This window comes from Serratia sp. CY33802 (genome assembly GCF_052169095.1).
Lineage (GTDB): Bacteria > Pseudomonadota > Gammaproteobacteria > Enterobacterales > Enterobacteriaceae > Serratia > Serratia bockelmannii.
In genome coordinates, this window is the sequence record NZ_JBJNLL010000001.1 from 1,187,150 (window position 1) to 1,202,984 (window position 15,835).

Genomic DNA, 15,835 nt, shown 5'->3' on the forward strand with positions numbered 1-15,835 from the left:
ATGTCAGAAACGCTTTCTTTACCGGATACTCAGGTCGAGTATCGGGATTATCCGCTGGTTGCGGCGCAACCGGGGATCTGGATCGCCGACCAAATCGCGCTGCGGCGCAACAGCTTCGCCGTGGCGCACTACACCGAATTGCACGGCGCAATCGATCGTTCGGCGCTGGAGCGCGCGATCCGTCAGGGGCTGGCCGAAGCGGATACGGTTCAGGCGCGGTTCTTTGAGGCGCAGGACGGCCAGCCGGTGCAGCGTCTCCCGTTGATAGCCGACCCTGCGCGCGTACAGGCGCCGGAGTGGTTCGATTTCAGCGCGCAGCCGGACGCCGAACAGGCGGCGCTGGCGCTGATGAACGACGATCTGGCGCAGGATTTGCCTGCGGACGGCGAACGGTCGCTTTATCGCCATGCGATAGTCCGCGTCAGCGCCGATCGTTGGTTTTGGTACCAGCGCTTTCATCATCTGACCCTGGACGGCTTCAGTTTCGAAGCCATCACCCGCCGGATCGCCGATATCTATCGCGCGCTGCGCCACGGGCTGTCGCCGGTGTCCTCGCCGTTTACCCCGTTCGGCAAGGTAGTGGAAGAGTTTCAGCAATGGCAAACGTCGCCCGCACGTGAGCGGGCGGCCGAATTTTGGCGCCAGCATCTGCGCGAACTGCCGTCGCCGCTGTCATTATCGACGGAAAGCCGGGAGGTTGAACCGGGCGCCCGGCCGCTCAAACAGGTGCTGGTGCTGCCGGAGTCACTGTTTGACGAAGCGCTGCGCGACGACGCGTTGCAGGCGCTGCAACCGGCCGACATCGTCACGGCGGCGCTGGCGATGTATCTGGCGCGCATGAGCGGCGAAACCCGCTTCTCAGTCGGTTTTCCTTTCATGCGGCGGATGGGGTCGCAGGCGCTGGCGGCGGTCGGCCCGGTGGTCAACGTGCTGCCGCTGCTGCTGAACGTGACGCCGGAGCTGTCGCTGGCGGACGTCTGCCAGGCGACCGTAGCGCAGATCAAACAGGCGCGCCGCCATCAACGCTATGAGGCGGAGCAGATCAAGCGCGATCTCGGCCTGGTCGGTGGCCATCAGGAACTGTACGGGCCGGTGATCAACGTCAAGGTCTACCACAGCGCCTTGTCGTTCGACGGCCAAGCGGCCGTTACCCATACGCTGGCGATGGGGCCGGTCGATGACTTGGAGTTTGAGATCGGCTTTCGCAACGGCGTGCTGACGCTGTCTTTGGTGGCCAACCCGGCCAAATACTCGCCGCGTACCTTGCATCATCACGCGGAGCGCATCGGCCATTGGCTGCAGCAGTTGGCGCGACAGCCGCACCAGCCGAACGCTCAACTGGCGCTGATCGGCGAAGGGGAGCTAAGGCAACTCGCGGCCTGGGGGCGCGGCGCCGATCTGACGCCGCCAACGGGCATGGTGTCAATCATGGATGCATTCCAGCGCCAGGTTGAGCACCAGCCCGAGGCATTGGCGGTGGCCTGCGGCGACGAGCGCCTCAGCTACCGGCAGCTCTCCGAACGGGTGATGCAGCTGGGGCGCGTGCTGATCGACAGCGGCATCGGCGCCGAAGACGTGGTGGCCATCGGCATTCCGCGCTCGGTGGACACGCTGGTCGCGCTGTTCGGCGTTTTGGCCAGCGGCGCGGCCTATATGCCGCTCGATCTGGACTATCCGCGTGAACGTTTGGCGCTGATGTGCGACGACGCGCGGCCGGTAATGTTGCTGACCCACCGCGCCACGCTGACCAACATGCCGGACCTGCCACAAGTATTGTGCCTGGACGACGCAGCGTGCCTGGCGCGCTGCGCGGCTGCCGAGGCCACGCCGATAACGGACGACGAGCGGCGCATGCCGCTGAGCGAGGCGCATCTCGCCTACATGATTTACACCTCCGGCTCGACCGGCAAACCCAAGGGCGTCATGTCCACGCATCGCGGGCTGCTGAACCTGTTCCTGTCGCACCAGGCCTCTCTGTTCGGCCCGGCGATCGAAAAATTCCAGGCTCGCCACGCGCGCCGCTTGCGTGCCGGCCATACCGCCTCGTTTTCTTTCGACTCCTCCTGGGAACCGCTGTTCTGCATGATGATGGGCAGCGAACTGGTTATCTTCGACGAGGAGCTGCGCCGCGACCCCTGGGCGCTGCTGGAACAAACCCAACAGACGCCGATCGATCTGCTGGACATCACGCCGTCATTCTTCTCGCAACTGGTGGACTGCGGCCTGCTGAAGGGGCAGTTCCCGCTGCCGGCGTTCGTGATGATCGGCGGTGAGGCGGCGACGCCGACGCTGTGGAACCTGATGCAGCAGCATCCGGAGGTGGAGATCCACAACTATTACGGCCCGTCCGAATACACCGTCGATACCCTGGGCGCGCCGGTCACGGCCGCCGATCAGCCGGTGATCGGTCGCCCCCTCGCCAATACCGCCGTCTGGCTGCTCGACAGCCGGCTGCAGCCGGTGCCGATCGGCGCGGCGGGCGAGCTGTACATTTCCGGCAAAGGCATCGCGCGCGGTTACCTGCGGCGCCCGGATCTGACGGCGGCGCGCTTTGTCGCCAACCCGTTCGCCGAAGGCGAGGTGATGTACCGCAGCGGCGATCTGATGCGCTGGAGCGCGGAGGGTCAGCTGGTATTCATTGGCCGTACCGATCACCAAATCAAGGTGCGCGGCTTCCGCGTCGAGCTGGGTGAGGTGGAAAGCGCCTTGGCCGCCTTGCCGGACGTGGGGCGGGCGGTGGTGATCGCCGAGCCGATCGGCGCCACCTATCGTTTGATCGGTTACTGCTCGGTGCAGGATGACGCGCGTCGCGCTTCGCCAACGTTGCAAAGCGAGCTGCTGGGGCAATTGGCGCAGCGTCTGCCGGATTATATGGTGCCGGCGATCCTGGTGGTGATGCCGGAGCTGCCGCTTAACGTCAACGGCAAGATTGACCGTCAGGCGCTGCCCAAACCGCAGGAAACGCTGGCGCAAAGCATTCGCGAGCCGGCCACCGAACAGGAAAGGCTGATTTGCGGCGCCATGGCGCAGCTGCTGGGGATGGAGCGCGTCGGCGCCGACGACGATTTCTTCGCGCTTGGCGGCGACAGCATCTCGGCGATGGGGTTGGGCACCGCCCTGCGGCGTAAAGGCTATCTGCTGCGGCCGCGCGAGATCTTCGCGCTGCACACCCCCGCACGCATGGCGCAGGCGATGCAGCCGCTGGTCGTAGACTCTCAGGCTGCACGCAGCGTGCAGCAAGGCCCGATCGACGGGCTGCCGATCCTGCACTGGTTTGCCGAGACGGGCGATATGCATCGCCGCTTCGCGCACGGCGTTTTCCTGCGCGTACCTGCCGAGCTGCAGCCGCAACAGCTGCGTGATGCGTTGGAACAACTGCGCACGGCACACCCGGCGTTGGGCGCGCGGATCCGCGACGGTCAGTTGGTGGTTGAAACTGCCGCCGCCGGTGAACTGATGCAGGTTAATACCGTGTCCGGTGAGCTGGAATCAGCGGCAGAACAGGCATTTGATGCCGCACTTGACCTTCTCGATCCGGCGGCCGGCGCCATGATGCAAGCCATCCTGTTGCAGCGCGACGAGCAGAGCCTGGGGCTGGTGCTGGCGATCCACCACTTGGTGGTCGACGGCGTTTCCTGGCGCATCCTGCTCGACGAACTGCGTCAAGTGGCCGACGGCGCCATGCAGGGGCAGCCGATCACGCTGCCGCCGGAAGAAACTTCGCTCTATGAGTGGTCCGCGCGTTTACGGGCCGACGTCGAACGCCGCGAAGCCGAGCTGCCGTTCTGGCGGCAGATGCTGGCGGACGAGGTGCCGCGTTTGGGGCGGCGCGCGCTGGATCCGCAGACCGATCGCCTCGCCTCGGTGAGCGAACGGCGCACGCTGATCGACAGCCGGCTGACCGCCGCGCTGCTCGGCACCTTGCCGCAGGGATACCGCGCGCAGGTTGAAGAGATCATGCTGTGCGCGCTGGCTCAGGCCTGCCGCCGCCGTTTCCAGGCCGCTTCGCTGCGTTTCTCTCTGGAGTCGCACGGCCGCGCCGAACTGGACGACGGCCTCGATCTGGCCCGCACCGTCGGCTGGCTGACGGCGGAGTATCCGCTGTGCATCGAACTGCATGACGCCGAACACAATGAGGCCGTGCGTGCGGTGAAACGGGCGACGCGTGCGGTGGCCGATCGCGGCGTCGGTTACGGCCAGCTGCGTTATCTGCATCCGCGGCGTGACGAACTGGCGGCGCTGGCGCAGCGCAATGCGCCGGAGATCTTGTTCAACTACCTCGGGCGCTTCAGCCAGGACGAGGGGAACTGGGCGCCGCAACGCAGCCAAACCCGCTTCCGCGACGCCTTCGCCGTGGCGCAGGATGCGCAGCAGGCGCTGTCGTATGGCCTGGAGGTGAATATCTTTGTCGAAGAGCGGCGCGACGGCGCGTGCCTGGCGATCAACTGGAGCTGGCTGGAGGGGATTTTCAGCGAGAGCGACATTACGCAGCTGCACAGCGGCATCGAGCAAGCAGTACGTGCACTGTGCGAATTTGCCGAACGGCATCCCGATCGCGCGGCGGCGACGTTGGTAGCGGCCGAGATCGCCCAGCCGGGCGCCGACGATGAGGCGGTGCGCGCCTGGGAGCGGGAGTGCGGGCCGTTAGCCGCGGCGCTGCCGCTGTTGCCGTTGCAACACGGCCTGCTGTTCCATGCGCAGACCGCGCAGCAGGGCGGCAGCTATAACTCGCTGACGCGCCTGAGCCTTTGCGGCGAACTGGACGCGCATCGCCTTCAGCAGGCGCTGGATGTGGTGATCCGCCGCCATCCGCAGCTGGCCGCCCGATTCAACCGCGAGGGTGAGCCGCTGCAGCTGATACCGCAGGAAAGCCATTGGCCGCTGGACAGCCACAGGCTGCCGCCGCTGTCCGCCGAACAAGAAGCGCTGGCGCTGAATCAATTGGAGCAGCAGGAACTGCAGCGCGATCTGTTCAACCAGCCGGGCGCAATGCTGCATGCGCTGCGGGTCAAACACGGCGATAGCGAACGCTACACGCTGTTCCTTAACGCGCACCACCTGATTGTCGACGGCTGGTCGACGCCGGTGGTGCTCAACGATCTGATGCTGGCCTTGCGTGAAGGCGAGCAGGCGCTGCCGCCGCTGCGTTCGAACTACGCCGATATCGTGCGCCGCCTGGCCGCGCGGGATGCCGAAGCCTCACGCCGCATCTGGCGCGAGACGCTGCAAGATGTGCGTCCGACGTTGCTGTTCGGTGAAACGCAGGACGATCGCGTGCATGAGCTGGAAATGACGCTGCCGCCGGCCGAGGAAAGGCGCTTGCTGACCCTGTGCCGCGAACGCGGGTTGACGCTAAATACCGTGATGCAGGGCATTTGGGCGCTGCAGCTGGCCAGCTGTTGCGGCCATCAGGACGTGGTGTTCGGCTCGCCGGTTTCCGGCCGCTTTGGCCAGATAGAAGGGGTCGAGGAACACGTAGGCCTGTTCAGCAACACGCTGCCGGTGCGGGTTCGTCTGCAGCATGACCGTTCGTTGACGGAACAGCTGACCGAACTGCAGCACCGGCAGATTGAACTGCTGGAGCACGACGATTTGGGGTTGGGGGAGATCCAGCACCTGGCCGGGGCGGGCACGCTGTTCGATACGCTGTTGGTGGTAGAGAACTACCCGGACAACGACGCCCTGCTGGGCGGCGCAGGTTCCTTGCGCTGCGACGCTATCCACAACAAAGGCTATACCCACTATCCGCTGACGCTGCTGGTGCTGCCGGGAGACCGTCTGCGCCTGCTGATGGAGTACCGTGCCTCGGTGCCGCAGCCTGAGCGCTTCGCCGCGCGGCTGATGGCGCTGCTGCAACAGTGGATTGCCCAGCCGGATCTGCCGCTGCCACGCTGGCAATTGCAAACGCCGCAGGAACAGACGCTGATCGCGGCGGTCAACTGCACCGGGCAGGCGGTGGCGAACACCACCTTGCATCAGGCGATCGCCGATCAAGCGCGGCGCACGCCGGAACGCATCGCGCTGCAGGATGCCGGGCACAGCCTCAGCTACCGTGACATGCAGCGCCAGGCCGCGCTGTTGGCCGAACGGTTGACGGCGGCCGGCATTCAGCCGGGCGATATCGTCGCGGTGGCGTTACCACGCTCCGTGCGCCTCAGCCTGGCGCTGACGGCGATTGTGCAAACCGGCGCCGCCTGGTTGCCGCTGGACACCGGCTACCCGGACGAGCGGTTGGCCTACATGGTGGAGGACGCCAAGCCACGGTTGATTATCACCGAAAGCGCGTTGGACGCCCGCTTTGCCGCACTGGCGCCGACGCTGCGGTTCGATGTGCTGGACGACAGCGGGCGCGAACCGGCGCCGCGCCCACCGGCGGGGAACGGCGATTATCCCGCCTACGTGCTGTATACCTCCGGCTCTACCGGGCGGCCGAAAGGCGTGGTGGTGAACCACCGGGCGATCGTCAACCGCCTGTTCTGGATGCAGCACGAGTATGCGCTCGATGCGCAGGACGTGGTCTTGCAGAAAACGCCGTGCAGCTTCGACGTTTCCGTCTGGGAGTTCTTCTGGCCGCTGATGGTCGGCGCGCGCCTGGTGATGGCGCCGCCGGAGGCGCACCGCGATCCGCAGGCGCTGACGACGTTGATTGACGACTATGGGGTGACCACGCTGCATTTCGTTCCATCCATGTTGGCTATCTGGGTGGAGGCCTTGAACGAGCGGGCGCCACAGCGCGCCGCCGCCAGCCTGAAACGCGTGTTCTGCAGCGGCGAAGCGCTGTCGTGTGAACTGGCTTCCCGCTATCAGGCGTTGGTTACCGCACCGCTGCACAACCTGTATGGCCCGACGGAGGCGGCGGTCGATGTCACCTATCAACCGGCGTCCGGCGCGGCATTGGCGGCGGTGAACGGCGCCGGCGTGCCGATCGGCAAACCGGTCTGGAACACCCAACTGAGCATTCTCGACGCCATGCTGCGGCCGGTACCCGTCGGCTGCGCCGGCGATCTCTACCTGCGCGGCATTCAGCTGGCCGATGGTTATCTGCATCGGCCGGGATTGACGGCGCAGCGGTTTGTCGCCGATCCCGCCGGCAACGGCGCGCGCATGTATCGCACCGGCGATATCGCCCGCTGGCTGGAAGACGGCAGCGTCGAGTATTTGGGGCGCAGCGACGATCAGCTGAAGATCCGTGGCCAGCGTATCGAGCTGGGCGAAATCGAGCAGGCGCTGCTGGCACAGCCGGGGGTAGCGCAAGCGGCGGTGCACGCCATCGAACTGGGCGAGGGCGCGACGGGGCTGGGCGGGGCCGATATGCGCCAGCTGGTTGCCTGGCTGATCGCCCAACCGGGCGTGACGCTGGATACCGGCGCGCTGCATCAGGCGCTGGAGCAACGTTTGCCGGCGCACATGATGCCGGTCAGCTATGTCATGACCGACAGCTTCCCGCTCAGTGCCAGCGGCAAACTGGATCGCAAGGCATTGCCACGGCCGCAGCTGAGCCACCAGAGCGGCCGCACGCCGGAGAGCGACAGCGAGCGCCTGCTGGCAGCGCTGTTCGGGGAACTGCTGGGGCGTGAGACGGTGTATGCCGACGACGACTTCTTCGCGCTGGGCGGCCATTCGCTGCTGGCGATGCGTCTGGCGGCGGAGCTGCGTCGGCGCGTCCCTCGGCCACTGAGCGTCGGGCAGATCATGTTTGCCCGTAGCCTAGAGAAGATGGCGCACCTGCTCGATGACGCGCAGGCCGCCAACTCGGCCGAGAGCCGTGGCGTCGGCGAGTGCCTGCAGCTGCGGGCGGGTCAAGGCCCCGCGCTGTTCTGCCTGCATCCGGCTTCCGGTTTCGCCTGGCAGTACTCGGGGCTGAGCCGTTATCTGCCGGGGAACTACCCGATCATCGGCCTACAGTCGCCAAGGCCGGATGGCGCTATCGCCACCTGCGAGGACATTGAGCAGATGGTCGATCGTCATCTGGCCAATCTGCGCCGCCTGCAGCCGCAGGGACCTTATTACCTGCTGGGCTATTCGCTCGGCGGCACGCTGGCACACTCGATGGCCGCGCGCCTGCAGCAGCAGGGTGAAGAGGTGGCGTTCCTCGGCATGCTGGATACCTATCCGCCGGAAGGCCAGGATTGGACCGGCCCCAGCGAGGAGGACGCGCAGAAAGAGGTGGCGCAGGAGCAGGCCGAGTTTATGGCGGAAGATCATGGCGATCCGGCGCTGATGGCGGAGAAGGCGGCGATGTTCGACAGCATCGTCGCCAACTACCGCGATGCGGTGCGCATTCTGTCCCAGGCGCGCAGCCAGCGTTTCCACGGCACGGCAACGCTGTTTGTCGCCGACCAGACGCTGCCGCCGGAGATGGATATCGACGCCGTGTGGGCGCCGTATCTGGATGGGCTGATCTGCCATCACCAGCGCTGCGAACACGCGGACATTCTGTCGCCGGCTTCGCTGGAGACGCTCGGCCCGCTATTGCACGAGCTGCTGACGCGGCAATACGGGTTGGTATAACGCAACCGGGCCGGGGGACGTGCGTCCCGGCCCGTACAAAAACATTATGCAGGACACTATGGCCAGACCTTCTTTTTTTCTTGATTTCAGTTTGCTGAGAAGCAATGCGCATTTTCGCGCGATTTTCTGCGCCCGCATGCTGTCGGTGTTTTCCCTCGGCATGTTGGCGGTAGGGGTGCCGATTCAGATCCAGGCGATGACTGGCTCCACCTTGCAGGTGGGCGTGGCGGTGGCGCTGGACGGGGTGGGCATGTTTATCGGCCTGATGCTGGGCGGGGTGCTGGCCGATCGCTACGATCGCCGCAAGCTTATCCTGTTTGCGCGCGGCACCTGCGGGCTGGGCTTTGTCGCCCTGAGCCTGAACGCCTTCGCCCCGGCACCGTCGCTGTGGGCGCTCTACCTGCTGGCGGCCTGGGACGGCTTCTTCGGCGCGCTGGGTATGACGGCGCTGATGGCGGTGATCCCGCTGCTGGTCGGGCGTGAAAACCTGGCGGCGGCGGGGGCCTTGAGCATGGTGACGGTGCGCATCGGCGCGATCCTCGCACCGGCGCTGGGCGGGATTATCATCGTGTTCGGGGGTGTCGGTCTCGCCTTCGCCGTCGCGGCGGCAGGGACGCTGGGCACCTTGGTCCCGCTGGTGCGCTTGCCGACGCTGCTGCCGCAGCAGCAGGAGCCGGAACACCCGCTGCGTGCGCTCGCCAGCGGCTTCCAGTTTGTCTGGCGCAATAAGGTGGTCGGCTCGGTGGTGCTGCTGGGGATGCTGATGAGCATCGTCGGCGCCGTCAGGGTGCTGTTCCCGGCGCTGGCGCAGGACGCTTACCACGTTGGCGCGTCCTCTATCGGCCTGATGTACTCCGCGGTGCCGCTCGGTGCGATGCTGGGCGCGCTGACCAGCGGCTGGGTGGGGCGATACGCTCGCCCTGGCGTGCTGATCCTGGTCGCCGCTATCGTCGCGTTCACCGCCATCGCGTCACTGGGGCTGTTCAGCCACCTGGCGCCGGCGCTGCTGGCGCTGGTGTGCTACGGCTACGCCAACGCTATCGCCTCACTTCTGCAGTTCATGCTGATCCAGAGCAACACGCCGGATCATTTGCTTGGGCGGGTGAACAGCCTGGGCACCGCGCAGGACGTGACCGGCGACTCGATCGGTGCGCTGGGGCTCGGCGTACTGGGCAGGGTGTTCACCCCGTTGATGAGCGTGCTGTCGTTTGGTGCATTCGCCGCCGTGCTCGGCGTGCTGGTGGCTTTCAGCGTACGTACGCTGCGCCAGTGCCGGCCGGCGGACGCGTTGGTTGAGCACGACGATCCCGCTCCGGCAACCTCAGCGGCGGCGGACAACTAACCCCTCACGGCGCCGGCTGTTCCGGCCGGTGCCGCTCTCCCCAGTCGCACATCATGTCGATCACCGGGATCAGCGAACGCCCGCGCTCGGACAGGCTGTACTCCACCTTGGGCGGGATCTGCGGATACTCCTTTCTCACCACTAGCCGATCTTTTTCCAGCTCTTTCAGCGTCGAACTGAGCGTTTTATACGAAATGGTGCCGATGCAGCGCTGCAGTTCGTTGAACCGCAATACCGGCTTATACAGCGCCAGCCAGTAGAGAATTATCATTTTATATTTGCCGTTGATCACCGACAGGGTGTAGCCATAGCCGGTGTCTTCGAGACTGATGCCCGTTGGGCTGCAGTGAGATTCGGCGGTCATTTTATACTTTCTCCAAGGTAAGTATGTATCGTGAGTGTGCGTATTTTACATTCTGTCAGCATACCCTAAGATGCGTCGAAACACCTGACTGGAGAAATCAGTATGAAAACCTTGGTGATCGTGGCCCATCCCGATATGGCGAACTCGGTGGTTAACAAACGTTGGCTGGAGGAACTGCGTCGCTATCCGGAGCGGTATACCGTGCACGAATTGCATCAGGCCTATCCGGACTGGCAGATCGACGTCGCCAAAGAACAGCAGTTGATTGAAGCGCATGACAACATCGTGCTGCAGTTCCCGATTTACTGGTTCAGCAGCCCGCCGCTGCTGAAAAAATGGCTGGACGACGTGCTCACTTACGGCTGGGCCTACGGTTCCCGCAGCGGCTATAAGATGCAGAACAAGAAACTGGCGCTGGCGGTCACGGCGGGCGTGCGCGCAGAAGATTACGCGCGTGAAGGGCGTTATCGCTACTCGCTGGAGGAGATCTTCCGGCCGTTTGAAGTGACCGCCGATTACGTGCGGGCTGATTATGCCTCGTTCTTTGCCTTTTACGGCAAGGAAGCCGCTTCGGACGGGACGGTGGAACCGCTGCAATCCCACGAATTGGATAGCAGCGCGCAAGGCTATCAGGCATTTCTCGCCGCCCTGAGTTAACGACACTCCCCGGATGCGCCTGATAGTGCTGTTGCGAATGTCCGGGGAGGAATATGATTGCCGTATCCTTTGACTCGCCGGTGATAACCCCCATGCCTTTAGCCGAAACGTTTATTGCTTTTCTTGTTGCACTCACCCTTCTGGAACTCTCTCCCGGACCGGACATGATGCTCACGCTGGCCCGGGGTATCGGCCAAGGCCGTCGCATCGCGCTGCTCAATGTTTTCGGCATGGTTTTTGTCGCCGGTATGGTGCAGGTTTCCATGCTGGTGCTCGGCCTCGCCACGCTGCTGCATAGTTATCCGCTGGCGTTGGACGTATTGCGTTGGGTTGGGGCCGCCTATCTGGTCTGGCTGGGGATAAAAATGCTGAAGGTAAGCCGGCAGCGTTCCGATGCCGTGCTGAAACCCCGGATGATGACCGGGTGGCAGGCGGTGAAAGAAGGGGCAATTAACAGCCTGACCAACCCTAAGTCGCTGCTGTTCATGTTTGCTTTCCTCCCGCAGTTTGTTAACCCTGAAACCGGGCCGGTTTGGTTGCAATTGCTCGTTTTAGGTTCCATTCAGAAGCTGGCCGGGATCCTTTCGCTGGGCTCTGTCGCTATGGCCTCCGGCACCGTGGGGCAATGGCTCGCCCGCAATCCTAGGTTGTTGGTGTGGCAGCAGAGATTTACGGGCTTGGTCATGATGGGATTGGGCGCCAAACTCCTCCTCGGGGGCGGCGCTGCGTCAGCGCCGCGATAAGAGGAGCGGTTCGCGCTATTTCAGGTGAATGCTAAAACCGTCTTGCCCCGGCGCGAGATGTGCTTTCAGCGTCAGCTGCGGGATCAGGTAGTCACCGGCGTTCTGCCGCCGAAACGGAATCGGCTCAGTGTGCCACAGATTATCGAGCCGCTGTCCGAGCTGTTCACACAGGGCGGCGAAGCGCGTCTCGTCGGTCTTTCCGGCACGATAGGTGACAAACGGCGGTAACACCTCGAATCCCGGGTAATGCAGTATGCCGTGCTGGATCGGAAACAGGATATCGTCGATCGGCCCGTTGACACCGCGCGGGGCGTAATGGGATTCCCACCCGCCGGCGCTGACGATCAGCATCGCCCGTTTGCCCGCCAACATACCCTCGCCGTAACGGTCGCCCCAATGCGTATCGGAATGCTCACCGACGCCATAGGCAAAACCATAGGCATAGACACGCTCGAACCAGCCTTTCAGAATCGCCGGCATCGAGAACCACCACAGCGGAAACTGTAGCAGCACCGCGTCCGCCCAGCGCAATTTTTGCTGCTCCCGTTCGATATCGGCGCTCTGCACGCCGTTGGCAAACGCGCGCTGGGAATCCAACGAAGGATCGAAACGGGGCCCTGATGCACCTTCCAGGCTGTCGTTGGCGTCAAGTGCCGCTTTCCACTTCATGGCGTACAGATCGGACACCTGTACCTGATGACCGGCCTGCGTCAGGCGCTCAACGGCGAAGTTTTTCAGTGAGCCGGTCAGCGACTGCGGCTCCGGGTGGGCGTAAACAATCAGCACATTCATAGCAACTCTCCTTGGTGTGAGAGCTGCAGGTTAGGGCGTCACAAGGTATATTAGAAATGAATTACCGTTATCCCAGGTATAACCATGAATAATTTAAGGCGGCTGGATCTCAATCTGCTGGTGACGCTCGACGCGCTGCTGGCGGAGCACAACGTTACGCGCGCGGCGCAGCGGCTCAATTTCTCTCAGCCGGCGGTCAGCGTGCATCTCGCCAAACTGCGGGCGATCTTTGACGATCCGCTGCTGTTGCCCGGCCCGCGCGGCATGCGTCCTACCGCCAGAGCGGAGCAGCTGCGGGAACCGCTGCGCCAGGCGCTGGCGGCGCTTGAGTTGGCGGTAACGCCGGCGACGCCGTTCGATCCCGCCGTGGCGACCGATACCTGGCGTGTGGCCGCCTTCGACTACGGCGAATCCACCATCGTCCTGCCGGCGCTGAACGGTTTGCGCACGGCGGCGCCCGGCACCCGGCTGGCGGTGCTGGAAACCGCGCCGTCACGCATCGCCAAACTGGCGGAACAGGGAGAGATCGATCTGGCGTTTCACACCCGTGAAGGGGCGCCGCCCGGTTTGCGTCAGCGCACGCTGTTCAGTGAACGCTATGTGCTGGTGGGCAGAGTCGGCCATCCTAAACTGCATGAAAACCTGACGCTAACGCAATTTTGCCAATTGGAGCAGGTGATGGTCTCACCGGACGGCGGCGGTTTCTACGGCATCACCGACCAAGCGCTGGCGGACGTGGGGCTGACGCGGCGCGTGGTGCTTTCCGTGCCGCATTTTCTCTTCGTGATCTCGGTGCTGGCGCAGTCCGATTTGGTGGCGATGCTGCCGGAGCGGCTGGTGCGCAACCAGCCTTTATTGCAACAACTCGAGCCGCCGCTGGCGGTGCCGGGGTTTGAAATGACCATGCTGTGGCACGAACGATCGCATCGAGATCCCGCTCACCGGTGGCTGCGCGAACATATCGTGCGGTCAGTGTAAGCGGGTTAAACAGCGCGGGAAATTACATGAACAGGAAGCGGTCGGCCAGCGGAACGCCGCGTTCGAGGCGCGGTGGCAACGCGTCGTCGCGATCGTCTGGCTGAGTAGCCTGTGGCGCGACATCGTCGGCTTTTTCGATCATCAGCTCGCCGAGCAGGGCCAGAAAACGAGTGAGCTTTTGCATATTCCCTCCGGATCGTTGATTACGTTGAGGGTGATAGTAATCGCCGCTAAACCGAATGGGAAAAACTTAAAACTCATATCCTAAGAACCGGATCGCATATCGCATGACCGGGCGACGGTTGCCCATCGCCCGGTGGATGGCTTAGAAGGTGACGTTAACCTTGGCCCACAGGGTGCGGCCCGGTTCATTCACCGCGCTGTTGGCCGAATAGCCGAAGGCGCTGTTGCCCGCCAGGTTGAGGTGCTCGCTGTAGGTCTTGTTCAGGATATTATCCAGACCGGCGCTCAGCTTGACGTTTTTATTCACCTTGTAGGCGGCGTTGGCGGAGAGCACGCCGAAGCCGGCGCTTTCGGCAAAGTCTTTGCCCACCACGTTGCCTTCGTTGATCGCCACGCGGTGCTGGCTGCTGACCAGACGCCACAGACCGGTGCCGCTCCAGTCGCCGTACTCATAGGTCAGCCCCAAGCGTGCCTCCAGCGGCGGGATCTGCGGCAGCGGGCGACCGTCGCTGGTGTTTTTCCCCCAGGAGTAGGCCAGGCTGGCGTCGGTTTTCCAGTGCTCGCTCAGTTGGTAACCCATGCCCATTTCGCCGCCCATGATGTTAGCGTTGACGTTATCGGCCTGGCTGAGACGCGCATTGTGCGGATCGTATTTGAACAGGATGAAATCATCGACGCGGCCCACATAAGCGGAGACCCAGCCGTTGAAGCGCTTGCCGTTGTACTGCGCGCCGATGTCGAGCTGCGTGGTTTTCTCGCTCTTGACGCTGGAGAACGGATCCTTGCTGCCGTTCGGGCCTCGCTTCGGCGAGAATAACTCCCAGTAATCCGGGAAGCGCTCGGTATAACCGACGCCGGCATACAACATCAGCGGCAGGTCGACCAGCGTATGCTCAAGACGCATAAAGCCGCTAGGCAGGGTGTCTGAACGCTCCCCATCGCTACCGCTGCGGAAATTCTCCACCAGGGTGCGGTCAAGACGCGCGCCGCCGATCAGTTTATCCTGCTCGCTGGTGGACCAGGTCAGCTCACTGAAGGCGCCGTAGCTGTTGAACTGGGCGTCTTTTTCCCAACTGCCGCGGCTCATGCTGCGGTGGGTGTTGGTCTGCGTGTCCAGGCCGCTTTCAAGCTTCACGTCCTGCCACTGCCAGGTGCCCATCACGCGGCCGCCGACGGTGCGGCGATCGAGCTGCATCGTCATGCCGGAAGACATCATGTGCCCGCCGTGACCGCCCATGCTCATACCGCCATGGCCGCCGTGCCCCCCCATGCCACCGCTGCCCGGCGAGCGCAGGGTGACGTTGTCCATCACGTGGTTGGCGTAGTTGTAGTAGACCTGCGCTTCCAGCTTATCCAGCACCTCGCCGATGTTGTATTTTTCCACCCGCATGCCCAGGCTTTCGCGCTTGAACTGCGAACCGTCCATGCTGCGGCCGGCATAGCGAGCTTCGCCGTTGCCGCGGCCCATGGTCACTTCCAGCAGCGTATCGTTGTCCGGCGTCCAGCCGAGCGCCAGATCGCCGTTCCACTTGTCCCAGCGCGACGGCACGCGTGTATTGGTGCCGTCCTGATAATCGTTGGAGCGGGATTTGTTGGCCATCACCCGCAAGTAACCTTGCTCGGCGCCGAGGCTGGCGTCGATATTCTCGTCCCAGCGGCCATTGGAGCCGGTCAGCACGCTGGCGTTGCCCTTGATACCCGGCTCGTCGAAGCGCGGACGTTCACGTTCGAAACGCACGGTGCCCGCCGACGAACCCGGCCCCCACAGCACCGTCTGCGGCCCTTTGGTGATGGTCAGCAGATCGAAGCTTTCCGGCGAGATGTAAGAGGTGGGCGCATCCATTCTCGATGGGCAGGCGCCCAGCATTTCCGAACCGTCGGTGAGGATCTTCAACCGCGAACCGAACATGCCGCGGAACACCGGATCGCCGTTGGTGCCGCCGTTGCGGATCTGAGAAAAGCCGGGAATGGTTTTCAGGTAGTCCGAGCCATCGCTGGCCGGCACCGGCTGGCGCGGAGTTTTCGGTGACGTCACGATGGTCAGCGGAGAGTAGAGCGGTGCGGTAACGGTGATCACGTCGCCATCATTAACCTGGGCGCCGGTAGGGGGTTGATGCGCCTGCGCCGCGTGGCCAGCCAGCAGGAACAACGGCATGGCGGTGGTAATGGCGCGGGTGACAGCGTTCTTTTTATAAGTCGGTTTAAACATCATCTTTCCTTAAGCTAACTCTATTCCGTTCTTGGCCGAGGGATTATTCAGGCGTA

The 15,835-nt window shown here is 63.7% G+C and carries 9 protein-coding genes; 5 read left to right on the plus strand and 4 right to left on the minus strand.

Annotated features, from left to right (window positions below):
* Positions 1-8,511 (plus strand): amino acid adenylation domain-containing protein, encoded by an 8,511-nt coding sequence (locus ACJ8HA_RS05565; protein WP_442515244.1) that lies wholly within the window; start codon positions 1-3, stop codon positions 8,509-8,511.
* Positions 8,512-8,569: 58 nt separating this feature from the next.
* Positions 8,570-9,853, plus strand: a complete 1,284-nt coding sequence (gene entS, locus ACJ8HA_RS05570) for an enterobactin transporter EntS (protein ID WP_043137289.1) — start codon at positions 8,570-8,572, stop codon at positions 9,851-9,853.
* Between the two features lie 4 nt (positions 9,854-9,857).
* Here entS and ACJ8HA_RS05575 read toward each other — a convergent pair whose 3' ends face one another.
* Entirely contained in the window at positions 9,858-10,217 is a 360-nt protein-coding gene (locus ACJ8HA_RS05575; protein WP_033643111.1) for a winged helix-turn-helix transcriptional regulator, read from the minus strand.
* A gap of 102 nt (positions 10,218-10,319) precedes the next feature.
* On the opposite strand from ACJ8HA_RS05575, the gene ACJ8HA_RS05580 reads away from it, so the two are divergent.
* On the plus strand, positions 10,320-10,874 hold the full coding sequence (locus ACJ8HA_RS05580) for an NAD(P)H-dependent oxidoreductase (RefSeq protein ID WP_043137298.1): 555 nt from the start codon (positions 10,320-10,322) through the stop codon (positions 10,872-10,874).
* 92 nt (positions 10,875-10,966) lie between these two features.
* A complete protein-coding gene (locus ACJ8HA_RS05585) occupies positions 10,967-11,617 on the plus strand; it encodes a LysE family translocator (RefSeq protein WP_075200609.1) in 651 nt (216 codons plus the stop codon).
* Between the two features lie 15 nt (positions 11,618-11,632).
* Here ACJ8HA_RS05585 and ACJ8HA_RS05590 read toward each other — a convergent pair whose 3' ends face one another.
* Positions 11,633-12,409: an NAD(P)H-dependent oxidoreductase gene (locus tag ACJ8HA_RS05590; RefSeq protein ID WP_025302865.1), complete on the minus strand. Its 777-nt coding sequence runs from the start codon at positions 12,407-12,409 to the stop codon at positions 11,633-11,635.
* A gap of 84 nt (positions 12,410-12,493) precedes the next feature.
* On the opposite strand from ACJ8HA_RS05590, the gene ACJ8HA_RS05595 reads away from it, so the two are divergent.
* Positions 12,494-13,387: a LysR family transcriptional regulator gene (locus ACJ8HA_RS05595; protein ID WP_197812609.1), complete on the plus strand. Its 894-nt coding sequence runs from the start codon at positions 12,494-12,496 to the stop codon at positions 13,385-13,387.
* Positions 13,388-13,409: 22 nt separating this feature from the next.
* Here ACJ8HA_RS05595 and ACJ8HA_RS05600 read toward each other — a convergent pair whose 3' ends face one another.
* Positions 13,410-13,571: a hypothetical protein gene (locus ACJ8HA_RS05600; RefSeq protein ID WP_162837924.1), complete on the minus strand. Its 162-nt coding sequence runs from the start codon at positions 13,569-13,571 to the stop codon at positions 13,410-13,412.
* A gap of 141 nt (positions 13,572-13,712) precedes the next feature.
* A complete protein-coding gene (locus tag ACJ8HA_RS05605) occupies positions 13,713-15,725 on the minus strand; it encodes a TonB-dependent copper receptor (protein ID WP_421117535.1) in 2,013 nt (670 codons plus the stop codon).
* Positions 15,726-15,835 lie beyond the last annotated feature (110 nt).

Coding starts and splice junctions, on each gene's coding strand:
- ACJ8HA_RS05565 (WP_442515244.1), top strand. CDS start 1: ATGTCAGAAACGCTTTCTTTACCGGATACTCAGGTCGAGTATCGGGAT.
- ACJ8HA_RS05580 (WP_043137298.1), top strand. CDS start 10,320: ATGAAAACCTTGGTGATCGTGGCCCATCCCGATATGGCGAACTCGGTG.
- ACJ8HA_RS05590 (WP_025302865.1), bottom strand. CDS start 12,409: ATGAATGTGCTGATTGTTTACGCCCACCCGGAGCCGCAGTCGCTGACC.
- ACJ8HA_RS05605 (WP_421117535.1), bottom strand. CDS start 15,725: ATGCCGTTGTTCCTGCTGGCTGGCCACGCGGCGCAGGCGCATCAACCC.
- ACJ8HA_RS05585 (WP_075200609.1), top strand. CDS start 10,967: ATGCCTTTAGCCGAAACGTTTATTGCTTTTCTTGTTGCACTCACCCTT.
- entS (WP_043137289.1), top strand. CDS start 8,570: ATGGCCAGACCTTCTTTTTTTCTTGATTTCAGTTTGCTGAGAAGCAAT.
- ACJ8HA_RS05600 (WP_162837924.1), bottom strand. CDS start 13,571: ATGCAAAAGCTCACTCGTTTTCTGGCCCTGCTCGGCGAGCTGATGATC.
- ACJ8HA_RS05575 (WP_033643111.1), bottom strand. CDS start 10,217: ATGACCGCCGAATCTCACTGCAGCCCAACGGGCATCAGTCTCGAAGAC.
- ACJ8HA_RS05595 (WP_197812609.1), top strand. CDS start 12,494: ATGAATAATTTAAGGCGGCTGGATCTCAATCTGCTGGTGACGCTCGAC.